Raw genomic sequence first — 21,663 nt, forward strand, 5'->3', positions numbered from 1 at the left:
TTTAATAGCTTGGCTAAAATAGTGTTATCGGACGAGTTTTTCTAACTCTTGTTCATTGACTTTTACCGGATACCGCGCCCGAAGCGAATCGAGCCACTGTTTTTCCAGAATTTTCTGGTAATCATTGATCACGCTGCCCCTTGCTTCGGCAAAGGTTTTGGCGCGGGCCGGCTCAATAGCCCGGACCTGTACCCATACTACTTCGCCGTTGCGGTTGTATACCTGTTCGCCGGTTTCCCAGCGTGCCGGGGCGAGGTAGTCGTTGTCGCGGCCGAAGTATCCCTCGGCTATGCGGACAGATCCTTCCTTACGGGCATTGAATGACCGCTCGACATCCTGCTTCGCGCGGCTGTAAAACTGGAAGCTGATCCGGCGGTTGCGATCCTGCTCCGGTACCGGACGGAATGAGCCGTGGTCTTTTTCCATAATGCGCGTAAGCGGAATATTATTGCTGGTCAGGTACCTGACTACGTTCCGCAGACGGGCCGCCGACACCGAGTCGGGCTCATTGGCGGTACGGAAAGCCGAAACCTCTACCATATAGGCCGGATTACGCAGCATGATCGCCATCACTTCAAAGAGCTTCTCCCGCATCTTGGGAGAAACGTCACTTTTGCCTGCTTCGTACAGCAGCTCCTCCGCTTTGCTCTGCAAGGGGTAGGGGTTCTGCGTCAAGGTAGTACGTACCTCGCGCAGTACTGCGGTATCGGTAGCCGCTACCACGGTGGCCAGTGCCCGCTCGGGGAACTGGTACTTCGCTATATTCTGCTCGTACAGGCGACGCTGACCCACCGAATCGGCCAGGGAGCGCTCCCATACATTCTTTTCCATCACCTGCGACAGCAGTACCCCTTCCCGCAACTCGCTGATCAGGGCACGGTACTCAGGGTTCTTTTCTTCCAGGTGTTCTCTTTCATGAGCAATGATTCGCTCGTTCAGGAATTCGTTGTAAAAACGATTGATCATTACCTCTGGTGATACTCTCTCTGCCGCAGGCCGGGCCTGGGCGGGGCCGGAGGTACGGCGGTCCTGGCGGGACCGGACATAGTCCAGAAAATCTTTGACCGGAATGGTTTCCTTCTCTATGGTAACAATAGCCTTACCCGCCAGCGTGGACGGCAGCGGATTGGGGTAGTTCCACTTGCCAGCTACCAGGGTACTATCGGCCAGGCGGGCTACCTGGGTCAGTACATCGGGGTTCTCCCGGATGGTGTACTGGCTGCGTATCCGGTTGGCCAGGCTCCTTTCCATGATTTTGCCACGGGTATCCGTTACTACTTTCTGGCGGAGCGTCGGAGCTACCATATTGTATGACTCAAGCGTACGCTTTTCGACCAGCCGGATAATGTGCCAGCCATAGGGGGTCTGGATGGGCTGGGAGTAGCTGCCCGGTGCCGTAAGCGCAAAGGCGGCCTGCTCAAAGGCAGGTACCATTTCGCCCGTTCCGAACAGCGGAAGAAGACCCGCCGCCTTGCGCGACTGGAAGTCGTCGGAGTATACCTCTACTACTTTTTCCCAGGCCTCGCCGTTCCGCAGGCGAGTATGGGCCTCTTCAATGCGTTTCTGAGCATTGGCTTTATCGGCATCGGTCGCGTTGGCATTGGTGCGGGTCATGATGTGCGCCACCCGCAGCTTACCGCGCGTGGGGCGACGGTCGTGTACCTTGATCAGGTGGTAGCCCGAGGTAGTACGTATCGGCTGGGATATCTCGCCAACGGGTAGTTTATAGGCTGCTGTCTCAAACGGATACAGCATCTGGAACGCCGTAAAGTACCCCAGGTCGCCCCGGTTGGTGGGAGCCGTAGGGTCTTTGGAGAACTGAGCGGCCATGTCACCAAAATCAGCTCCTTCCAGAATGCGACCACGCATGGCTACGGCGGCCCGATAGGCTGAAATGGTATCGGCCGGGGATGCATCCTGCGGTACGGCCACCAGGATATGCGAAGCGTGTACCTCCTGCCGGAGGCGCTCGTAGGCTTCGGCGGCCAGTTCTTCCACCAGGTTTTTGTCCACCAGGTAGTTTTTGGCCAGCTGATCTTTATAGGAGGCTATCTCTTCCTGAAAATCCGCCGTGGTGTCCCGGCCTTCCTGCTGGGCGGCCAGTACTTTCAGCTTCATGTTGGTATACAGCTCAAAGTACTCGCTGGCACTCAGAGCCGTAGTAGAATCGGCCGAAAAGCGGTTCTTGGTATACGACTGAAAAAACTCGTCGGTAGTAAAGGTACGACTACCTAGCTGGAGCAATACCGGAGCATCTGTTTTCTGCTGCTGAGGAGGAGCGGATGTTTTGCACGAACCAATAAGAACGGTGGCAGATAGTGCCCAAAGCAAACGGGGGGTACGCATAGACTCAATTATAAATTCAAAGGCAAAGCTGAACGTGTGCATGTAGAATAATAAACAAGTTCAGCGGTCAAATATTGTACTAGTCCCAAAGTTAGGACCTTTTCGTACAGGATAAAAACACAATAAATCAGCGTTTTGGTTTCAGACGCACCGTACTCGTCCGCAGATCATACGCCAGCTCGTAATGGAAGCTGTTGCCCAGGTTATTGCCCTTGAACTGCAGGGGTACCTGCAGGAGTGGTGTCACCAGCGCCTTCTCGTAGGTTAGTTCTGTACTGTGCTGGCCCAGGATATCGTCGTTGTCGAGGCGGTCGGCCAGCTGGAAGGCGACTCCCGCCGCCGACAGACCCAGCGACAGGTACTTGATGGGCGTAAGGGCAATGTCGGCCAGTTCGGCCAGTCCGGCCGGTACCTTTACGATATCGTGGTACTTCCGGACCTCGGTCAGGGTTTTGCGGGCCTTGTCGTAATCATCTACCTCTACCAGTACCAGGGAGGCCACTACCCTGCCGTTTTTCGGAATAGGAATCTGGATCGCCTGAAAAGCCTTTTCGGCAAATACCTGTCCCTTACGGGCTTCCTGGATGCCCCAGCTGCCGTTAATGGTTTCGAGGGCCCGGCCGTTGGCGTCTACCGCGGTGAGGGAGTAGGCCATGAGCAGTTCGTCGCTGCGGGTGACCTTTTCTTCCAAGTCCAGCGCCCTGAGTGACGTGACCTGCAGGCTGGTCAGGGTTTGTTTGGGAGCCTGGCAGGCGGCCATAGTGGCTACGGCTACTCCCGCCAGTACTCCTCTTTTTATAAATCTTATACTTTCAGACATAGGGGGTACTCAACAATCCGGATTATTTCGCAACGGTAACTTCGGGCTCCTGCTGGCTGAGGCAGTGGAAGCTACCCTGTCCCCAGATAATCTCAGACGCCAGCAGCGGGATGATCTTGCGGTCCGGGAAAGCTTCTTCCAGGATCTCCACGGCCACCTGGTCGTTGGGATTATTGAATACCGGTACGATGACCCCCGCGTTGCAGATGAGGAAGTTGGCGTAGGAGCCGGGCGCCCGGAAATTATCAATTAAGACTGCCTTGGGCATAGGGAGCTCTATGACGTTGAGCTGCTTGCCATTGACCAGGCGCATCTGATGCAGGAGCTTCAGGTTGGTCTGCAGTACTTCGTAGTTTTCGTCGTTTTTGTCACGCTCCACGCAGGCTACTACGGTATCCTCATTCACAAAGCGTACGGTATCGTCAATATGTCCGTCGGTGTCGTCACCGATGATGCCATCTTCCACCCACAGTACTTGCTCTACGCCGTAGTAGTTGTGGAGGTACTCTTCGATCTGCCCCTGGTTGAGGTGCGGGTTGCGGTTAGGGTTGAGCAGACAGGAGCGACTGGTCAGCAGCGATCCGGCTCCGTTAAATTCCACCGAACCACCTTCCATAATAATGCCCGGCTGCACCGCCAGGAGTCCCAGGTGCTGGGCTATGGCCAGCGGGGTACGGTTATCATCATCGTAGGGAGGGTACTTGCCGCCCCAGGCATTGTGCCCCCAGTCGACGATCATTTTCTGACCCGTTTCGGGATTGATCAGGAAGGCCGGGCCGTGGTCGCGACACCAGGCATCGTTGGTAGGCTTCACCACAAACTCTATCTTGTTCAGGTCCACACCAACCGCATCCAGCCTTTCGATGACAAACTGCTTCAGTGGCTCATCGTTGGCTACGATACCTACGTTTTCGCCCTGGCTGATAGCCTTGATGAACTGGAGGTACTGCGGGCGCATCCGGTCTAGCTTATCATCCTGCCAGGAGGCGTCGTTGTGGGGGAATGTGAGCCAGGTAGCCCGGTGCGGGTGCCACTCGGCCGGAAAAAAGAAACCCAGTTGCTTGGGAGTGATAGTCAGTTCAGATTGTATGTTTGTCCTTTCCAAAACGATAGTAGTTTGTAAGTTCTGCTTCTTGCACAAGAGCGCTGCAAAGTTCGTAAAGTAGAGAACAAAATTTACTATGAATAGACTCCCTTTGGGTATGGATCTTGCATATATTGCTTTTTAAGTACCTACTTCGTACTATTGTATAGCACATACTATTTTAATTAAAGCCTTGAAAGACATTATCTTATATGCAGTACCTGTATTTATAGGGTCCATTATCCTGGAGGTACTGTACCTGCGTCATTTACAGCGGCACCACGACCACTACCACACCCGCGACACGGTGAGCAGCCTGTCTATGGGTATCGGTAATGTCATTACAGGCTTTGTGTCCAAGGCGGTGGTATTTGGGGCTATTACGCTGTTTTACCAGTTTCGGATCTTTGAGCCGGACCGCACGCAGTGGTGGTACTGGGTGGCTATCTTCTTCGCCGACGATTTCAGCTACTACTGGTTTCACCGGACCAGCCACGGCGTCAGGTACTTCTGGGCGTCGCACGTTGTACACCATTCGTCGCAGTTTTATAACCTCGGTACCGCGCTCCGCCAGACCTGGACCGGCAATCTATCCGGAAGCTTTATCTTTTACCTCTGGATGCCGCTGCTGGGTTTTCACCCGGTGGATGTAATCCTGATGCAGTCCATCAGTCTGCTTTACCAGTTCTTTATCCATACCGAAGCCGTGGGCAGGCTGCCCCGGCCTATTGAGTTTATCTTCAATACGCCTTCGCACCACCGTGTGCACCACGGCTCGGATGTAGAGTACCTCGACAAAAACCACGCGGGTATCCTGATCATCTGGGACCGGATGTTTGGGACCTTTCAGGCAGAGGGGAAGCGGCCCCGCTACGGCCTCACCAAAGACATCAATACCTACAATCCCTTCCGGATCGCGCTGCACGAGTGGATGGATATAGGCAGGGATGTGGCGAAGGCTCCTTCGCTACGGGCGGCTCTGGGGTACATCTTCGGCCCGCCGGGCTGGAGCCACGACGGCTCCCGCCAGACCACCGATCAGATGCGGCAGGGGATAGGGGCAGAACGGCAGGCGGCAGTGGAGCAAACTGATAACGTCACTAATTAATTTGTATCTGGTGGTAGGCCAGCCACTCCTTTGCCATCCCCAGGTACCTCTTCAGGTAGTTCTCACTCAAAAAGAAGTTGGACCAGTTGTCAAACCGCTGCGACTGCACGCCCAGGTAAAAGATCCAGATAGCCAGACCCGCCTGCGGCAGCCATCTTTTCTCTTCCTCGTCCAGGGGTGTAACTGACTCGTAGCCCGCCCAGAAGTGTTTCAGCTTTTCCTGGTACTTCTGCTTGTCGGGCTCGGTATGGTAGAGCTGCATAGTAGTATAAGCCAGGTCGTAGAACAGGTAGCCATTCCCACAGAAATCAAAATCAAACAGGGTAATCTCCGACGCGTCGGTAATGTGCATGTTGTCGTACCACAGGTCCAGGTGGATGGCTCCCCGCCGTACTTTGCTATTATCTATCTTTTCAAATTCAGCACGTAGGTACTCCCCGGCTTTCCGGATGTACTGCATTTCCTCGTTGTCTTCCGAAAAGTGGATGCGGGCGTAGGTATAGGGCAGGTGTACCAGCGTGTCTAGACTATACGTGACCCGGTCGAGTGTCACTCCCTGGGTGATCAGGTGCAGTCGGGCCATCAGGGTACCTAGCTGGTAGCTGGTTTCGAGGGAGAAGTCGCGTACTTTCTTCCCTTCGGCATAGGTGAATAGTACCCCGTACCGAGGGCCTTCGGGGGCCGGCAAGGCTTGTATTAGCTCTCCCTGGGTATCGGCTACCGCGTACGAAACCAATACGCCCTGCGCCTGTAAGAGATTCAACAGCCGGAGTTCCTCAGCAATCTCCTGTTCCGTTCGCCAGTTGAAGCTATATACCCGGAACACGTACTTGCGGGTACCGTCCGTAACGATATAGGAGTGATTGATGCCCGTACGGAATAGGGTGCAGGTAGTGGCGGGGCTGAGCCCGTAGTGCTCCACTAGGTACTGTCCGATGTGTGGGGCGGATAGGGTGGAGTTGGTGACGGGGAAATGGGACATAGTAAGGAAGAGGTGGGTGAATGGCTGAGAATGTATACAAAGATAGATTATCTACCTCCTGCTACATCCACCAGTGCTCCCGTAATATAGGAAGCTTCGTCCGAGAGCAACCATAGTATAGTATTGGCTACCTCTTCGGGCTGTCCGGCCCGCTTCATGGGGATCGCCTCCCTGACCCGCTCCGGACGATTGGGCTCGCCAGCCTTACCGTGGATGTCGGTGTAGATGGTACCAGGCCTCACCGCATTGACCCGGATGTTTTCTTCGGCTACCTCTTTGGACAGTCCCAGCGTCATGGAGTCAATGGCGCCTTTGGTGGCGGCGTAGTCAATGTACTCGAAGGGGGAGCCCAGCCGCGAAGCCATGGACGACACGTTGACAATACTACCTCCGGAGCCGTGGTTTTTGGCAGACATGCGTTTGATAGCTTCGCGTGCGCAGAGAAAGCTGCCTACCACGTTCGTCGCGAATACCTTGTGCAGCCGCTCGGCCGACATCTGTACCAGTCTCTGCTGGGGCTCTATGATACCGGCGTTGTTGACCAGGGCCGTAAGGGTACCTACTTCGCGATCTATGGAGCTGAACATACGCACTACCTGCTCTTCATCCGATACATCTGCCTGGTACGCGTAGGCCTCTCCACCTCCTTCCCTGATCCGGCTTAGTACCGCCTGGGCCGCCTCCTGATTCTGGCGGTAATTAATACATACTACATAACCTTGTCGGGCGGCAAGAAGGGCCGTGGCGGCCCCGATTCCCTCGCTTCCGCCGGTAATCAGAATAGTTTTCTTCATGGTTGTTCAAGGATTGTGACTACTGGCTGCTAGTTCGACACATATCCATACACTACGTACAGCCCCTAAACATACGTAATTTTAAAATTCATATCCGCCTAATCGAGCAGCAGGTTGGCCCTGTACCGTGGGTGCTGGCGCTTCTGGTACCAGATCGTGAACAAGGCCACCGCCAGCAGTAGCTCCGACAGGTCACCTCCGTAGTACATCAGCTTAGCCCCGGCCCGTATCTCTTCGGCGGGGTGGGGCGAATGCAGTGGGTACAGATAGGCGTACATAAATTTGCTCAGGTACGCATGGGCTGCTATGCTGAAAAATAGTACTCCCACTCGGAGCCCGAGGCTGGGGCGCCGGGGCGCAGGATCAGGACCCGCGATGGACCAGGTGAACAGGTACCCCGCCGCCAGAAAGTGGATGTGGACCAAGTGGTGCAGCGCCGGACTGGTAAAGGTAGCGTTGTAGAGAGGGGTCAAGTACAGGACGTACATGCCGCCGATGTTCAGCAGGAGGGCCGTAATGGGATGGCTCAGGAAGTAGAAAACCGAGCTACGCAGGATGGTCGTTAGGGTACGGGCTGCCGGGGGAGAGAGTGACTTGAGCGCCAGCGTAATGGGGGCTCCCAGCACCAGCCCCAGCGGTGCCAGCATCCCGATCAGGAGGTGCATCAGCATGTGGCCCCGGAAGTCCTGATGCGCGTAACTCATCATGGCGGGCGACCCCGCTACGGCCAGCAGTACCATACCGCTCATAAAGCTCAGCGTACGCCAGGAGTTCCAACTCCGGTGGGTAGGGCGAAGCTGCCATACGGCCGCCAGATAAAGGACTGCCAGCAGGGCCAGTACTATCAGAGGTATATACTCTCCTAACGTACTGCTACTGGTATGATGGGCGTGGTGCTCGTGCATGGTACATCAGGCGATTGACCCGGTTCGGCTCCGCTCCGTGGCTTTGGCCCGTCGTACCAGCACGATCCCAATGATCAGTAGGATCAACGCCCCTATGTTCCAGGCCAGGTCGTAGGGAAGTACATCCACGTCGTAACGGATCTGGTGTACACGCAGCAGCTTATGGTCGACGATGCCGTCAAAAAGCTGGAAGCCGCCCGCTCCTATAAAAAAACCAGCCCAGCCTCGCATGGGTACAAAGCTATGCTGGCGTCTGAGGTCAGCGAGCATAAAGAAACCAGCCACAATGGCTACCAGCTCGGCCGAGTGCAGCAGTCCGTCGGTCAGCAGGCCTATTTCGGGGGTAGAAAGGTCGTAGAAATGGTGCCAGCCCAGGAGCTGATGAAAGATAATTTCGTCCACGGCGGCCATGATGCCAATACCAATGAGCAACGTGGCCCGCATGGATCGTGCCGGTTCCGGGTGTCCGAGGGGCTTTCCCCTGTGTGTCGTATCCATTCTGAAAGAGTTTAGCTACACCTACCTGAATAGGTCTAACCGCTAAACCCGGATTTTGTTAGCGGAGCTAGGCCGGCCGGCCAGGCCACCATGTACATGAAAAGTGACTGTACCGGGCAGTCTGGTAACTGGTGCCACTCAGAAATATTTAACATACAAGTTGCGAACTGCTATATGCGGAGACAGGTTAATAAAGCAATACTAACTCATACATTTAATCGCATATGAATACACACCTTCAGGGGAAAACCGCCCTCGTGACCGGCTCAACCGGTGGAATTGGTTTTGCCATTGCCCGACAGCTCTTACAGGAAGGAGCTTCGGTTATCATCAACGGACGTACCCAGGCCCGGGTAGATGAGGCCATCAGCCGGTTGAAGGGTGAGTACCCCGAGGCCTCTGTGCATGGCGTAGCGGCCAACTTCACCAGCGCCGACGAAGTGGCCGCTATCACCCAACAGTTCCCCTCCGTAGATATCCTGATCAATAACGTCGGGATCTTTGAGCCCAAACAATTTACCGAGATACCCGATGAGGACTGGCTGCGCTTTTACGAGGTTAATGTACTGAGTGGTGTCCGGTTGTCAAGGCACTACCTGTCTCGGATGCTGGAGGCCAACTGGGGGCGGATTATCTTTATTTCGAGCGAGTCGGCCATTAACATACCGGAGGAGATGATCCACTACGGCATGACCAAGACCGCCCAGCTGGCCGTGAGCCGCGGACTAGCTGAACTCACCCGCGGTACCAACGTAACCGTCAATGCCATCCTGCCCGGCCCCACCCGCTCCGAAGGAGTAGGAGATTTTGTAGCCAGCCTGGCCCGGGAGAAAGGGGTAACTACCGAGGAGGCCGAGGCCGATTTCTTCCGTACCGCGCGCCCTTCTTCCATTATCCAGCGCTTCGCAACGGTCGACGAGATAGCCAACCTGGTCACCTACGTGGCCAGTCCGCTCTCGTCGGCTACCAATGGTGCGGCCCTCCGGGTAGATGGAGGAGTATTTAAATCGGCTTTCTAGAAGTACATGAACATGTTGTAATAGCAAAGAAGGCCGGTACCTCCCGGCCTTCTTTGCTTGTAGTAGTGGGTAACTGGCTTAGTGTACAGAGCGAGTGCATGTACGTATTAACTACCTGTTCACTCTACTTTCAGCGGTGGACCTACTACCTGCATCTGATGGTCCATAAATAGCTTGGCCACCTGCTGAGGCGTAGGTTCCTGCTCCAGCGCGGCCATCGTTACAAAAAACTCTTCCAGCTTACCGGCGGGCTGCACCGTTACCGACATACGGGCCTGCTGGCTTACCTGGGTCCAGGCGTGGGGTACCTTGCGGGGCAGAAAAATACTGTCGCCCTGCCGCAGCCGGTGGGTGTCGGTACCTACTTTAAAAAAGTACTCTCCTTCCAGTACATAAAATATCTCGTCCTGGTAAGGATGAATGTGTAGGGGAGTACCTCGTCCGGGCGACAGCCCGGTCTGTTCAAAGATCGCCAGCTGCCCGTCCGTATCCTTGCCGGATACCTTTACATCCAGTACGTTGGAGTTGACACCCTTGAGCCGGATATGGCCGTGGTAACGTCCTTCTCCGGCATTGACCTTAAAGCCTTCCTCCGGACTCTGCTTTTGGCGTGCTTTGGCCGAGGTAGTAAACAGAGCCGGAACGAAGGTAAGTACTGCTGAAATTAGCTTTCTCCTTTTCATAATAAAGCAGTTTCAAAGTTAAAAAAGTACCAGATCAAGTATCTAGCGAGGAGGTAGTAACGGTACAATGCTGGCAGAGCTAATTGTGATAGGGAGGGCAGGTGAAGAAAGAGAAATCCTTTGACTAAGGTACTCACAATGATTCTGAAAGTAAAGTGGTACCGGACGTGGTGTTATCCAGGAGTTGATACCGTCCAAACATTACTTTAGAACAGCAGGTTACCCTTAGTATTGGTCCCCGGGAGGGTATTTTCAGTTAAATGTAAGTGATTTGAATATAGGCGGTACGTTAACAGCTATTTTCCCCGGGAAGAACAGGGGGCGACTCGGCTGGCTATTGGTTCTTTTTGCGGCGCTCCTGTTATCTGCTACTTCGGCGTTCGCCTTTGAGTCTGATTCCCTGACCCGAATCCAGAAACGAAATCGCCAGATTGGCGTTATCACCGGCTTTGCGGCCGGTTATACCACCAGCCTTATCCTGCTGCACAACGCCTGGTACGAGCAGGACGAGCCCCGCTCTACCTTTTATTTCCACGACGACCTCCACCACTGGAAACAGGTGGATAAGGCGGGCCACTTCTGGACGGCTTTTCACCAGAGCCGGGCGGGGGTAGATGTGCTGAAATGGTCGGGTGTGCCTGATAAGAAGGCCCTCCTGTACGGGAGCCTGGTGGGGGTGGTCCTGCAGACGCCCATTGAGATATTTGACGGGTACAGCGAAACCTACGGAGCCTCCCTCAGCGACATGGGAGCCAATACGCTGGGCTCGGCGGCGGTATGGGCGCAGTACCATCTATGGAACGAAGTACGGATCATGCCCAAGTTTTCATTCCACAAAACCAACATCGAAACGGGGCGCGTCATGGAGGTAGGCGATCACTACTTTGAACAGATGCTGAAAGACTACAACGGACAGACCTACTGGCTGGCTGCTGATCTGTCGGCATTCCTGCCCAAAGGAAATCGGTTTCCGAAGTGGCTGAATATAGCGGTGGGCTACGGAGCCAGCGAAATGGCGGCGGCTACTACCGCCGAAAACCGGAGGCTGGGCTATGACGCGTACCGCCGGTACTACCTCACCCTGGACCTGAACCTGATGAATATCAAAACCCGCAGCAAGGTACTGAAGACGGTATTCAACGTAATCAGTGCTTTTCACCTGCCCGCTCCGGCCCTGGAGTACAACCGAAAGCAGGGCTTTGTCTTCCGCCCCCTTTACTTCTAGTCATCTTCCTGAGTTTGTGATTTCACCAGTTCGGCTAGCCTGGCGGGAGCTACTTCGCAGTAGGCAGCTGTGAGGGCGTCACGGAGCAAGGAGGCAGGTACCCGCGTCAGATCCAGCCACGTCCAGCCCTGCTTGCCCCATTTGTTGGGTACGGGGTAGATGATCGTGCTGTCATACACCGAAAAAAGATCCTGATCCTGTTCGGAAAGCCTGATGGTGGCCTGCTGATTCGGTACATCCAGCGTCGCAAATATCTTCTTCCCTACCCGAAAAGAAGGCTTCTCAAAGTGTGGCTGCTCGGTAGCCTCAGGGAAGGAGAGGGCTAGCTGGCGGAAGGAGTCGGATGATTGCATTGTATATTGTGTGAAAAATTGAGTAAGCCATTCAATTGCCGTGTATTATATAATCTACTCGTACAGGTTATATACTCCTAAAAAGAAGAGGATGCTCTGATTTCATTGTAGGTAGAACAAAATAAGCAGCCCCATCTACTATACCAGATGGGGCTGCTTATTTATTGATGATGCACCGGACTACCTACGCCAGATACTCTTCCTTCCGTGTGGTGATAGCCAGCATGACGGCATCCCAGAGGTGGAGGCGGTTGGTGAGGGAGGTCTTGACGGCTTCGGTGGCTTTGTGCCAGAGGGTATCGTCGTCCAGGCACAGTTCCTCGGTCATCTGGTAGGCCAGGTGCGAATGGTGATCGACGCCAATTTCCATGAAGCGCTCCAGGTAGAACTGAAACATGCCTACCTGCTCGGGGAAGCTTTCGCTGAGCTTCCGTACGATGCTCAGGTACATGTCGGGGATGAGATCCTCGCGGCCAAAGGTAAATACCGCCGCCTGCACGGGTACTACGCTATTCTCGATGATATCAAAGGTATGTAGTACAAACTCCTTCGCCGGCGTATTGGTCTGTTCGAGGGCTTCGGTAAGCGAAGCACCCGAACGCAGGTTGTCCAGCAAGCTCTGAATGCGGCTGGTGTTGGCCCCGGCCAGTTTCATGGCCTCGAGGTATAGCTCAAAGTGGCTCAGATGCCGTCCTTCCGGGTCTATGTTGCTTTCTTCTTCCAGTACGATCTTGTTGATATGGTACCGCAGGTGCGGGGCTCCGCTCGGCATCCAGGGCAGCGTTACGCAGGTGAGGGCGCGCTGCAGGGCTTTCAGGAGCGACATATAGTCCCATACAGCAAATACGTGAATCTCCATGAAGACCCGGAGGTCGTCAAGCGACCGGATATGATCGTAAACGGGGTGGCTGACCAGTTGCTGGCGCAGCGGTTCTATATCGTCGCGTAGGCGTTGGATTCGGGGGCTGGTATGACTCATAGGTTGTGGATGTTTAGGCCGTCTAAAATGCTATACGGGTAAATAGATTGCGTGCGAAAAAGTTTTGGAAAATATGCCCCTTCTTTTTGGGAAGGCGCGTAGAAACATCTCAGGAGCTTAATTACTACTCTGGCTCCTCATACGTAACCAGGCTGTATCCTGGGGGTGACGGGCTTGCTCATGGCTGTATCATGTAAGAGTAGGAACGTAGATTGAAAAACCTGTACCAGAGCCAATGGCAGGGGGTACTACGCTTTATGGGAGAAATGTGTCGTTCCGGATAGAAAAATGTACCATTGAACCGGCCAATTCAACGGTTGAGTAGGTATACGCTGGGCAGATGCTGAAGAGGCTGCTACATTTGTGTCGTAGGAATACAGAATCATCTATTAGCCATGAAATTTAAAATAGTAACGATTGCCCTGCTTACGGTGGGGATGACTCTCCTGCTATCTTTTGGTAGCTACGCCCAATCCAAAGGCCCCCGCTTTACCCTCGGTCTGAAAGTAGGAGCCAACTACTCCCAGATTGATGACCTGTCGTACCGAACGCCCCGGCTAGGTCAGGATGGACTACCAATTATGTCGGGCGGGAATATAGTCTATGACTTCTTCCAGCAGAACGACAGTCACTCGACGGGAATTGTCGGGGGAGTATACGCCCGTATCGGCCGCACACTGTACTTACAGCCCGAAGTACTGCTGTCGGTAAAGGGCGGTAAGATGAACCTGATCCGCGATGGTCTCCAGACACAGTCATTCAACGCCAAGGTAGGTACCATTGATCTGCCCCTGTTGCTGGGGCTCCGGCTGGGCTCCTTCCGGATCAATGCCGGCCCCATGGCCTCTCTGACGGTGATGGATGGTAATCTGAAAGAAGCGGTGAAGAAGTACTCCAACCAGTCTATCGCCCAGACCAGCCAGCAGGCGCAGTTTAGCTACCAGGCGGGTATAGGTTTTACGTTCCAGGGGGTACAGCTGGACCTGCGGCGTGAGGCTAGCCTCAGCAATCAGCGGTGGGCTTCCTCATCCATAGATCCCCTGGCTGTTCGCTCGTCGCTCTGGCAGCTTACCGCCGGCTTTGGCTTCTGATAGTGAATTTGAATACAGGTTGCATATAAATAATAAAAGCACGCTTCCAGGGAGAGGCGTGCTTTTTTGTATTCGAGAGGAGAATGATTAATCCTCCTGATCAATATATCGTTTGGTAATAGGCTGGTACGAATCAATGCGACGGTCGCGGAAGTACGGCCAGGTAGTACGGTAGTGATCCAGCTTCTGCAGATCGAGCTCCTGTACGTGTACCAGTTCCTCATCGTGCGGGGCCTGGTACAGGAGGCGTCCGTGCGGGTTGGCTACGAATGATCCACCCCAGAACTGCTGGTCGGCCTCGCGGCCTACGCGGTTAACGGCTACTACATACACTCCATTGGCTACGGCATGGCCGCGCTGGATGGTCTGCCAGGCTCCGTACTGCTCCTCGTTGGTAATGGGGTCGGTCTCGTTCACATCCCAGCCGATAGCGGTAGGGTAGAAGAGGATCTCGGCACCCATGAGGCTGGTAATACGGGCTGCTTCGGGATACCACTGGTCCCAGCAGATCAGTACGCCAAAAGTCGCGTACTTGGTCTTGAAAACTTTATAACCAAGGTCACCGGGAGTAAAGTAAAACTTCTCGTAGTACCCAGGGTCGTCGGGGATGTGCATCTTGCGGTACTTGCCTAGGTAGGTGCCATCGGCATCCAGTACTGCGGTCGTGTTATGGTAAAGTCCGTGGGCCCGCTTCTCAAACAGCGACGCAATGATTACCACGCCCAGTTCTTTGGCCAGCTCACTCATATGGTTGGTCGTAGGACCGGGAATGGCTTCGGCCAAGCTGAAGTTGGCGTGACTTTCGACATCACAAAAGTACAGTGAAGTAAAAAGCTCCTGCAGACACACAATCTGAGCACCTTTGGCCGCGGCCTCGCGTACCTTCTCAGAAGCTTTCTGCACATTGGCCTGTACATCATCCGTACAGCTCATCTGTACGATCCCTACGTTTACTTTTTTAGTCATTGATTAGTAGTTGGAATATCAGCGGTTAATACAACAAGACTGCTCCCTAGATAACCCTATTTCTTACTTCGTAGTTCTCTTAACTCAAAATTGAACTGAATATCATTCATGCACTTGAAGTGCCCCAGCGGGCAGCGCTTGTAGCCGATCTTGGAGCAGGGGCGGCATTTGAGGGAGTTATTTTCCAGTACCACAAAAGGCGTTTTGTAGGGGTACATGCCAAAGAGCGGAATGGTGTTGCCCCAGATGGAGTACGTCTTCTTTTTAAAAGCCGCGGCTACGTGCATCAGACCCGTATCGTGGGTAAATACCAGACGGGACTGTTTGAGCAGCGATGCCGACTGATTAAAGGTACACTTGCCGCAGGCGTTAAAGATAAGATCATCACCCAGGTACTTGCGTACTTCTTCGCCCGCCTCGGCGTCTTCCTTACCCCCCAGCAGGATAATGGGGTAGTTAATCTTGCGGCATAGCTCTATGATGCGCCGGGTGGGCAGTTTCTTGGTGTTGTGCTGGCCGCCGATGGCGTAGGCTACGTAGCCCCGGCGGTGGGTAGCCGGAATCCAGTCCTGCTCTACCTCGTCGCGGTAGGGGATGAAGTAGTCAAGGCCTTTTTCATCGTTGATTACGCCCAGCGGTGTTACCGTTGACATGTAACGGTCTACAATATGTACCTGGGGCAGCGTGTTGATCTTGAAGCGCGTGAGCAGCCACTTCTGCATATTGAGCTTCGGGAAGCTGAAGGTCTTTACACCCAGCTCCATCTTGATCCGAAACGTACGCAGGTTGTTGTGCAGGTCAATGATATAGTCATACTTCTCCTTTCTGAGCATTGATACCAGGTCGCCCATGCTCCCTTCGAGGCACCATAGCTTATCAATAAACGGATTAGCCTCCAGTGTAAACCGGTACCGGGCCTTGGTACAGAAGTGGATTTCGGCTCCGGGAAACTGCTCCTTCAGACAACGGATTACGGGCGTTGTCAGGACGATATCCCCAATGGATGAAAACCGTATGATCAGGAATTTAGTAGGACTACTCACGATCTTGTCTGACTTCCAGTAATTGTTCGGGTTGTAGAATGGCCGGGCGCTGGTGTTTCCAGCGCTTGTGGCTCCACAGCCAGTTGCCCGGCTGGTTTACTATATCACGCTCAAGTATTTGTATCTGCTTTTCCAGTACACCATTGAGGGGTACCTCGGCCGGATTATCGGTAATGGGGTTAATGATCAGCGAATAGTACCCGCGACGCTCTTCGTTCCGGCGGAGATCAGCATATACAACCGGTAGGTTGTACTTACGGGCTATGGACTCCACCCCGCGGTACACGCCCGTATCCTGGTTGAGGAAGCGGGTCCAGTAAGCCGACTTGGGGTTGGGAGACTGGTCATTGACCAGAAACAGGAGGTACGGCCGGGTACGGGGCTTCAGGAGGTCACTGTATATCTCCCGCATAGGTACCATGGTACTGCCAAAGCGGGTACGCAACACCCGGAACCACTCCTCAAAGGTAGGGTTGCTCAGCGGCTTGTATACCACGATGCACTCGTGCTGAAACGTAACCGACGCGAACAGGTTGGCCAGCTCCCAGTTGCCCCGGTGGCCCAGTACAAACACCGCGCTCCTGCCACGGGCGTACAGGTCGTCAATAACGGAAATATCACCCACCAGTCGTTCCTGTACTTCCTGAGCAGAGGCCCGGCGTAATTTAAGCGTTTCTACAATAAGATCCGTAAAGTGCCGGTGGAAGTCCCTGGCAATAGTACGTAGCTGCTGGTCGTTTTTATCGGGAAAACTATTGCGCAGATTTTGCCAGATTACCTTCTGCCGGTAGTTGACCACACTAAAAAGCAGCCAGCTCAAACCATCCGAAATACGATATAAGGCGCTCCACGATAGGCGCGACAGGGCATTAAGTACTACTATGAACAGGTTGGTAAGCAACTTATGTAGGAAAAGATTTTTACAAAAATACGTTAAATCTGCAAGGATGCAGCAGAAATTGGAATTGTAAGGTATTGTTGATACCTTCACTTATTCCAACTTATCATAAGTACTTATGTTTGAAGGATTATTTAACATTAAGAACGACCGCCGCCTCAGCATGTACCTGTACAGGATGGGGTTTGGGATGTGGCTGATGTATCTGGTGCTGGGAGCACCGGCGCTGGCGTCGTATAATCACTACCGTACAGACTGCGGAATCGTGTCGATGATGATGATGGTAGTCGGATTTTCGGCTTCTATGGTGTATGAGTACTTTCACCACCCGCTGGTGTACGAACAGAAGAAGAAGTGGCTCTTTGCGAGCTACCTGTTTCTGGCGGCTATTATATATTTCCTCGAGTTCAAGGACAGAGCTATCAAGCCCGATCTGGATTGGACGTGGCTGCTACGCTGGCTGTCGTAGCGTGACCAGCGTAACAACGTACCGTTCATTACTATACTACTGCTATAAGTTGCGCTGAGTGATCTCCTGTACACACTGGTTCAGGTGATCGGGTAGGGAAGCGGCCTTACCAATTACGATAATGGCCGGAGAGGCTATACCACAAATCTGCGCCAGAGGCAATATGTTGCTGATCTTACCTGTTACAACCTTCTGCTCAGGCAGGGAGCCATTCTGAATAATGGCGATCGGTTCGTCGAGCTTGTCCAGCTGCGTGTAGATCTCCACGATTTCAGGCAGCTTATGAACCCCCATCAGTACCACTACCGTAGCCGTTGACTGGGCCGCCAGCATCAGATCCGACGACATCATGTGCGACTTGGTAGTACCGGTTACGACCCAGAAGCTTTCACTAACACCACGGGAGGTCAGTGGGATACCCGCCAGGGCTGGTACAGCATAGCTGCTGGAAATACCCGGAATCACCTCGGATTCTATACCGTGCTTGGCCGCAAACTCCACCTCTTCGTAGCCGCGACCAAATACGTAGGGATCGCCTCCTTTGAGACGTACTACATCCCCGTACTGCATCGCGTACTCCACGATCATGTAGTTGATGACATCCTGGTTGGCGCTGTGCTTCCCGAAGCGTTTGCCTACGTGTACTTTCACGCAGTCGTCAGGGCAGTAGTCCAGCAGGTCAGGGTGCGTCAGGGCGTCGTACAGCACTACCCGTGCGTTCTGCAGGGCTTTGATTCCTTTAAGGGTTATGAGTTCAGGATCGCCGGGGCCGGCACCTATCAGGGTTAGTTTCATTCTGGATTATAGTTATCGGGCGGTTGCTTAGGGTATGTACCGTAAGCAACCGCCCGGTTACGCAACTATACTCTTAACTATCCTGACCGAAAGACAGTTCCTGTAAAGTAGGTTCTCCTTCTTCGGTCAGTTGTTTTTCGCGGAATGCCTTCAGATCGAACAGGAACTTGGAAGCTGCCGCAATAAACTGACGGGCAAACTCTTCGGTAGGCTCGTTCTTGTTGATGCTGAATACCAGGTCACGGAAGCCTCTCTGCTCGGCGCCTTCGGCTACCGGGAAGAACTCGCTGCCAAAGTTTTCGTCGAAATCTTTGGCGATACCATGCTGGGTATTGGCCGCAATGCCTTTGCTGATCAGTACCGCCTTGGCACCCGTGATGAACACGTTGTACGCGTGGTAGATCGCATCGGCCCAAACCTGACGCTCGAGGTTTTCGTTAGCCAGGATAAATTTCTCGTCAGCCTCAATGATGGTAGTCGCTACCAGGTCAAGGATTACACTGGCACACTCACCCACACCAATCTCGGTCTTGAACAGCTCATCGTGATCCCAGTCGCGGTAGTCGCTCTCTTCTACGGTAGTCAGGTCAGCCAGGGGCTTGAGCAACTGGTAGAAGTAGTTTTTGCTCTGACGGTTGTAGTAGTCGTTGAAGTACTCGCCCTCAAGACCGTTGGCATCGTAGTCGGTCAGGAGCAGACGCAGGGCATCAGGTCCACGCTTGGTAGGGATCTTGATCACCTTATCACCAATCTGTCCATCGCCTCCTACACCTGTAAATCCACCACCCAGCAGCAGCTGCATGGCAGGTAGTACGTACTTGCCGTTCTTGATCGAGCTACCGTGCATACCGATGTTGCTGGCGCTGTGCTGACCACAACCGTTCATACAGCCGCTGATCTTGATCTTGATATCGTTGTTATAGATAATGTCGGGGAACTCCTCCTTCATTACTTTCTCAAGAACACGGGTAATACCGTAGCTGCTCGAAATGGCCAGGTTACAGGTATCGGTACCTGGGCAGGTAGTAATGTCGGCGGTACTGTCAAAGCCAGGCTCAGCCAGACCCAGTGCATTTAGTTTTTCAAAAACTACCGGCAGATCTTCACCTTTGATGAAGCGTAGCAGGTAGCCCTGGTTTACCGTTACACGGATATCGTCGGCGGCATACTGACGAACAATGTCAGCCAGTTGACGGGCCGTAGACGAGTGCATGTCGCCCAGGAGGAGGCGGATATTGACACCGTACCAGCCCTGCTGCTTTTGCTCGAATACGTTGGTCTTCACCCACTGGGTATACTGCTCCAGCTGGGAGGCATCCAGGCTGTTGCGACCCAGTTCAATGATGGCATCTTTGCTTAGTGACTCGCGGGTACCGTAGGCGGCACCTTCGTCAGGAGCATTTACAATGAATTCTTTACTCTTCAGCGCAGGCCACTCTCCCCGTACTTTCTCCATGAAGCCTTCCAGACCCAGGTCATTCAGAAGGAACTTCATACGAGCCTTGTGACGGCGGGTACGCTCACCGTAGCGATCGAATACCCGGATAACAGCTTCGGTGAAGGGGATAGCGTATTTGTCTTCGAGGAAGTCGTACGCCTCCTGAGCCGGGAAGGGCTGAGCACCCAGTCCACCGCCTATCAGTACACGGAAGCCTTTCACTTTTTCCCCTTTTTCGTTCACACCCCACTTGGCGATAAGGCCTACGTCGTGCATGAAGGCAAAGGCAGAGTCTTTCTCGGAAGCCGAAACAGCAATCTTGAACTTACGGCCCATCTCCTGGCAGATAGGGTTGCGCAGGAAGTACTCAAATATGGCATGAGCGTAAGGAGTAATATCAAATGGCTCCTCCGGATCGATACCCGCGTGGGCAGAGCCCGTCACGTTACGTACGGTGTTACCGCACGCTTCACGCAGGGTTACCTTGGCATCTTCCAGATCGGCCCAGAGCTGAGGTGAATCAGCGAGTTTAACAAAGTGAAGCTGGATATCCTGACGCGTAGTAGCGTGCAGGTTTCCGGTGGCGTATTTATCCGAAGAGTCTGCGATACGTACCAGCTGGTCGGCCGTGATACGACCGTGGGGCAGTTTGATGCGGATCATCTGTACGCCTGGCTGGCGCTGACCGTATACACCGCGGGCAAGGCGGTACTTACGGAATGCCTCTTCTGGTACTTCGCCTGTCGCAAAGACACCGATCTTGTTCTGCAGCTCATGGATATCACGTTTTGCAGCCTCGGAGACGTTGTCGGTAATAGTCAGATTTTTCATTATCTCGAAATTTCTATAACTCTATCGGAATAGTATATTAAAAAGTCACAGTAAAACGGAGCACGAAGCTTCCGTTTTAAAAATTTATTCTACCATACAGGCACCCACCGTCACGTTAGAGGTTTCGTCTATCAGAATAGCACCTCCGTTTGTACGATTTTTCTGGTAGGAGTCGTAGGCAATAGGCTGGGCCGTACGCAGTACGATACGGGCCACGTCGTTCAGTTTCAGGCTCTCAACGTCTTCAAGTTGCTCGTAGGTGTTGATATCGACCCGATACTCAATACTACGAACCGAGCAACGCGTACGAGTAGTTCCATGCTGAAGGGTAAATTTACCGCCAACCTTCAGTTCTTTGCGGTCATCCATCCAGCACACCAGCGCCTCGATATCCTGGCTCAGCTGAGGCAGGTTATTGGCAGGTACAATCATATCGCCCCGGCTGATATCGATGTTATCTTCCAGCAGAATGGTTACAGACTGAGGAGCGTAGGCTTCCTCTACCTCTTTTCCACCTACTTCTATTCGGGCTATACGAGAGGTACGCTCCGAAGGAAGTACCACGATAGCGTCACCCTTGCGGTACACGCCACTCTGGATACGACCGGCGTAGCCACGGTAGTCGTGCAGGTCTTCGGTCTGGGGGCGGATCACGTACTGTACCGAGAAGCGACCGTCGTTGAGGTTAATGTCCTTCAGTACGTTAACGTTCTCAAGTACCGAAAGCATGGTTTCGCCCTGGTACCAGGCCATTGCTTCTGACTTATCCACGATGTTGTCGCCGTTGAGGGCGCTCACCGGGATAATGGTCAGATCTTTAATGTTCAATTTGTTAGCCAGCTCTTGGTAATCCTGAGCGATGGCCAGAAATTTATCTTCTGAGTATCCTACCAGGTCCATCTTGTTTACGGCCACTACTACGTGCGGCAGGCCAAGCAGGGACGCGATCAGCGAGTGGCGGCGGGTCTGCTCAACTACCCCATGACGGGCATCCACCAGAATAATAGCCAGGTCCGCATTGGAAGCACCCGTCACCATGTTACGGGTGTACTGGATGTGTCCCGGTGCGTCAATACTGATAAACTTGCGCTTGGGAGTCTGGAAGTATTTGTAAGCTACGTCGATGGTAATCCCCTGCTCACGCTCCGAACGCAGTCCGTCGGTAAGCAGAGCCAGGTCGATCTCGCCGGCATTGCGGGTTTTGCTGGCCCGCTCGATGGCTTCCATCTGGTCGGCCAGGATATTTTTTGTATCAAAAAGCAGACGTCCGATCAGCGTACTTTTGCCGTCGTCTACGCTACCTGCTGTTATAAATCTTAGTAAATCCATGAGTTCA

General features: G+C 53.6%; 21 protein-coding genes. 5 read left to right on the plus strand and 16 right to left on the minus strand.

Going from position 1 to position 21,663, the window contains the following annotated elements; all coding sequences use genetic code 11:
- Positions 1 to 24: 24 nt before the first annotated feature.
- The 3 genes from JTN23_RS14005 to JTN23_RS14015 form a co-directional block, all read right to left on the minus strand.
- Positions 25 to 2,346: a peptidylprolyl isomerase gene (locus tag JTN23_RS14005; protein ID WP_247235471.1), complete on the minus strand. Its 2,322-nt coding sequence runs from the start codon at positions 2,344 to 2,346 to the stop codon at positions 25 to 27.
- A gap of 127 nt (positions 2,347 to 2,473) precedes the next feature.
- A complete protein-coding gene (locus JTN23_RS14010) occupies positions 2,474 to 3,166 on the minus strand; it encodes a hypothetical protein (protein ID WP_247235472.1) in 693 nt (230 codons plus the stop codon).
- 22 nt (positions 3,167 to 3,188) lie between these two features.
- Positions 3,189 to 4,271, minus strand: coding sequence for an agmatine deiminase family protein (locus JTN23_RS14015; RefSeq protein ID WP_247235473.1), 1,083 nt, complete (start codon positions 4,269 to 4,271; stop codon positions 3,189 to 3,191).
- A gap of 172 nt (positions 4,272 to 4,443) precedes the next feature.
- Between JTN23_RS14015 and JTN23_RS14020 the strand changes: the two genes are divergently transcribed.
- A complete protein-coding gene (locus JTN23_RS14020) occupies positions 4,444 to 5,358 on the plus strand; it encodes a sterol desaturase family protein (RefSeq protein ID WP_247235474.1) in 915 nt (304 codons plus the stop codon).
- On the opposite strand, the gene JTN23_RS14025 is transcribed toward JTN23_RS14020, so the two are convergent.
- From JTN23_RS14025 to JTN23_RS14040, 4 genes are all read right to left on the minus strand, one after another.
- Positions 5,351 to 6,340 (minus strand): phosphotransferase enzyme family protein, encoded by a 990-nt coding sequence (locus JTN23_RS14025; RefSeq protein WP_247235475.1) that lies wholly within the window; start codon positions 6,338 to 6,340, stop codon positions 5,351 to 5,353. The genes JTN23_RS14020 and JTN23_RS14025 overlap by 8 nt on opposite strands.
- Before the next feature lie 47 nt (positions 6,341 to 6,387).
- Positions 6,388 to 7,134, minus strand: a complete 747-nt coding sequence (locus JTN23_RS14030; RefSeq protein WP_247235476.1) for an SDR family oxidoreductase — start codon at positions 7,132 to 7,134, stop codon at positions 6,388 to 6,390.
- 98 nt (positions 7,135 to 7,232) lie between these two features.
- On the minus strand, positions 7,233 to 8,039 hold the full coding sequence (locus JTN23_RS14035) for a cytochrome c oxidase assembly protein (RefSeq protein WP_247235477.1): 807 nt from the start codon (positions 8,037 to 8,039) through the stop codon (positions 7,233 to 7,235).
- Between the two features lie 6 nt (positions 8,040 to 8,045).
- Entirely contained in the window at positions 8,046 to 8,537 is a 492-nt protein-coding gene (locus JTN23_RS14040) for a DUF2243 domain-containing protein (protein WP_247235478.1), read from the minus strand.
- A 224-nt stretch (positions 8,538 to 8,761) separates the two neighbouring features.
- On the opposite strand from JTN23_RS14040, the gene JTN23_RS14045 reads away from it, so the two are divergent.
- Positions 8,762 to 9,556: an SDR family NAD(P)-dependent oxidoreductase gene (locus JTN23_RS14045; RefSeq protein ID WP_247235479.1), complete on the plus strand. Its 795-nt coding sequence runs from the start codon at positions 8,762 to 8,764 to the stop codon at positions 9,554 to 9,556.
- Between the two features lie 119 nt (positions 9,557 to 9,675).
- Here JTN23_RS14045 and JTN23_RS14050 read toward each other — a convergent pair whose 3' ends face one another.
- On the minus strand, positions 9,676 to 10,239 hold the full coding sequence (locus JTN23_RS14050) for a cupin domain-containing protein (protein ID WP_247235480.1): 564 nt from the start codon (positions 10,237 to 10,239) through the stop codon (positions 9,676 to 9,678).
- 271 nt (positions 10,240 to 10,510) lie between these two features.
- Here JTN23_RS14050 and JTN23_RS14055 point away from each other — a divergent pair, with 271 nt between their 5' ends.
- Positions 10,511 to 11,464 (plus strand): DUF2279 domain-containing protein, encoded by a 954-nt coding sequence (locus tag JTN23_RS14055; RefSeq protein WP_247235481.1) that lies wholly within the window; start codon positions 10,511 to 10,513, stop codon positions 11,462 to 11,464.
- Here the strand turns inward: JTN23_RS14055 and JTN23_RS14060 are convergent.
- Both JTN23_RS14060 and JTN23_RS14065 read right to left on the minus strand, forming a co-directional pair.
- Entirely contained in the window at positions 11,461 to 11,817 is a 357-nt protein-coding gene (locus tag JTN23_RS14060) for an MmcQ/YjbR family DNA-binding protein (RefSeq protein WP_247235482.1), read from the minus strand. The genes JTN23_RS14055 and JTN23_RS14060 overlap by 4 nt on opposite strands.
- 184 nt (positions 11,818 to 12,001) lie before the next feature.
- Complete coding sequence (locus JTN23_RS14065) at positions 12,002 to 12,796, minus strand: DUF3050 domain-containing protein (protein WP_247235483.1); 795 nt, start codon at positions 12,794 to 12,796, stop codon at positions 12,002 to 12,004.
- Positions 12,797 to 13,191: 395 nt separating this feature from the next.
- On the opposite strand from JTN23_RS14065, the gene JTN23_RS14070 reads away from it, so the two are divergent.
- Positions 13,192 to 13,887: an outer membrane beta-barrel protein gene (locus JTN23_RS14070; RefSeq protein WP_247235484.1), complete on the plus strand. Its 696-nt coding sequence runs from the start codon at positions 13,192 to 13,194 to the stop codon at positions 13,885 to 13,887.
- 87 nt (positions 13,888 to 13,974) lie between these two features.
- Here the strand turns inward: JTN23_RS14070 and JTN23_RS14075 are convergent, their stop codons facing one another.
- The 3 genes from JTN23_RS14075 to JTN23_RS14085 are packed head-to-tail and all read right to left on the minus strand — an operon-like array spanning position 13,975 to position 16,797.
- A complete protein-coding gene (locus tag JTN23_RS14075) occupies positions 13,975 to 14,853 on the minus strand; it encodes a carbon-nitrogen hydrolase (protein WP_262918522.1) in 879 nt (292 codons plus the stop codon).
- A 56-nt stretch (positions 14,854 to 14,909) separates the two neighbouring features.
- The gene (locus JTN23_RS14080) at positions 14,910 to 15,896 is read right to left on the minus strand and encodes a glycosyltransferase family 9 protein (RefSeq protein WP_247235485.1); all 987 of its coding nucleotides are present in this window, start codon (positions 15,894 to 15,896) and stop codon (positions 14,910 to 14,912) included.
- Complete coding sequence (locus JTN23_RS14085; RefSeq protein ID WP_247235486.1) at positions 15,889 to 16,797, minus strand: lysophospholipid acyltransferase family protein; 909 nt, start codon at positions 16,795 to 16,797, stop codon at positions 15,889 to 15,891. Before JTN23_RS14085 ends, JTN23_RS14080 begins: the two co-directional genes overlap by 8 nt.
- Positions 16,798 to 16,912: 115 nt before the next feature.
- On the opposite strand from JTN23_RS14085, the gene JTN23_RS14090 reads away from it, so the two are divergent.
- Complete coding sequence (locus JTN23_RS14090; RefSeq protein ID WP_247235487.1) at positions 16,913 to 17,263, plus strand: hypothetical protein; 351 nt, start codon at positions 16,913 to 16,915, stop codon at positions 17,261 to 17,263.
- A 42-nt stretch (positions 17,264 to 17,305) separates the two neighbouring features.
- Here the strand turns inward: JTN23_RS14090 and cobA are convergent, their stop codons facing one another.
- The 3 genes from cobA to JTN23_RS14105 all read right to left on the minus strand — a co-directional run bounded on the left by cobA (position 17,306) and on the right by JTN23_RS14105 (position 21,656).
- On the minus strand, positions 17,306 to 18,058 hold the full coding sequence (cobA, locus tag JTN23_RS14095) for a uroporphyrinogen-III C-methyltransferase (protein ID WP_247235488.1): 753 nt from the start codon (positions 18,056 to 18,058) through the stop codon (positions 17,306 to 17,308).
- A 73-nt stretch (positions 18,059 to 18,131) separates the two neighbouring features.
- Complete coding sequence (locus JTN23_RS14100) at positions 18,132 to 20,327, minus strand: nitrite/sulfite reductase (RefSeq protein ID WP_247235489.1); 2,196 nt, start codon at positions 20,325 to 20,327, stop codon at positions 18,132 to 18,134.
- Between the two features lie 84 nt (positions 20,328 to 20,411).
- Complete coding sequence (locus tag JTN23_RS14105) at positions 20,412 to 21,656, minus strand: sulfate adenylyltransferase subunit 1 (RefSeq protein ID WP_247235490.1); 1,245 nt, start codon at positions 21,654 to 21,656, stop codon at positions 20,412 to 20,414.
- Between the last annotated feature and the right edge of the window lie 7 nt (positions 21,657 to 21,663).

This window comes from Telluribacter roseus (assembly GCF_017355915.2).
In the GTDB taxonomy this organism is placed as follows: domain Bacteria; phylum Bacteroidota; class Bacteroidia; order Cytophagales; family Spirosomataceae; genus Telluribacter.

Bases quoted from the DNA above. Each gene is read 5' to 3' on its own strand.
- JTN23_RS14010 (WP_247235472.1), bottom strand. From the start codon at position 3,166: ATGTCTGAAAGTATAAGATTTATAAAAAGAGGAGTACTGGCGGGAGTA.
- JTN23_RS14035 (WP_247235477.1), bottom strand. From the start codon at position 8,039: ATGCACGAGCACCACGCCCATCATACCAGTAGCAGTACGTTAGGAGAG.
- JTN23_RS14060 (WP_247235482.1), bottom strand. From the start codon at position 11,817: ATGCAATCATCCGACTCCTTCCGCCAGCTAGCCCTCTCCTTCCCTGAG.
- JTN23_RS14070 (WP_247235484.1), top strand. From the start codon at position 13,192: ATGAAATTTAAAATAGTAACGATTGCCCTGCTTACGGTGGGGATGACT.
- JTN23_RS14040 (WP_247235478.1), bottom strand. From the start codon at position 8,537: ATGGATACGACACACAGGGGAAAGCCCCTCGGACACCCGGAACCGGCA.
- JTN23_RS14090 (WP_247235487.1), top strand. From the start codon at position 16,913: ATGTTTGAAGGATTATTTAACATTAAGAACGACCGCCGCCTCAGCATG.
- cobA (WP_247235488.1), bottom strand. From the start codon at position 18,058: ATGAAACTAACCCTGATAGGTGCCGGCCCCGGCGATCCTGAACTCATA.
- JTN23_RS14045 (WP_247235479.1), top strand. From the start codon at position 8,762: ATGAATACACACCTTCAGGGGAAAACCGCCCTCGTGACCGGCTCAACC.
- JTN23_RS14100 (WP_247235489.1), bottom strand. From the start codon at position 20,327: ATGAAAAATCTGACTATTACCGACAACGTCTCCGAGGCTGCAAAACGT.
- JTN23_RS14065 (WP_247235483.1), bottom strand. From the start codon at position 12,796: ATGAGTCATACCAGCCCCCGAATCCAACGCCTACGCGACGATATAGAA.
- JTN23_RS14005 (WP_247235471.1), bottom strand. From the start codon at position 2,346: ATGCGTACCCCCCGTTTGCTTTGGGCACTATCTGCCACCGTTCTTATT.
- JTN23_RS14105 (WP_247235490.1), bottom strand. From the start codon at position 21,656: ATGGATTTACTAAGATTTATAACAGCAGGTAGCGTAGACGACGGCAAA.
- JTN23_RS14025 (WP_247235475.1), bottom strand. From the start codon at position 6,340: ATGTCCCATTTCCCCGTCACCAACTCCACCCTATCCGCCCCACACATC.
- JTN23_RS14050 (WP_247235480.1), bottom strand. From the start codon at position 10,239: ATGAAAAGGAGAAAGCTAATTTCAGCAGTACTTACCTTCGTTCCGGCT.
- JTN23_RS14030 (WP_247235476.1), bottom strand. From the start codon at position 7,134: ATGAAGAAAACTATTCTGATTACCGGCGGAAGCGAGGGAATCGGGGCC.
- JTN23_RS14075 (WP_262918522.1), bottom strand. From the start codon at position 14,853: ATGACTAAAAAAGTAAACGTAGGGATCGTACAGATGAGCTGTACGGAT.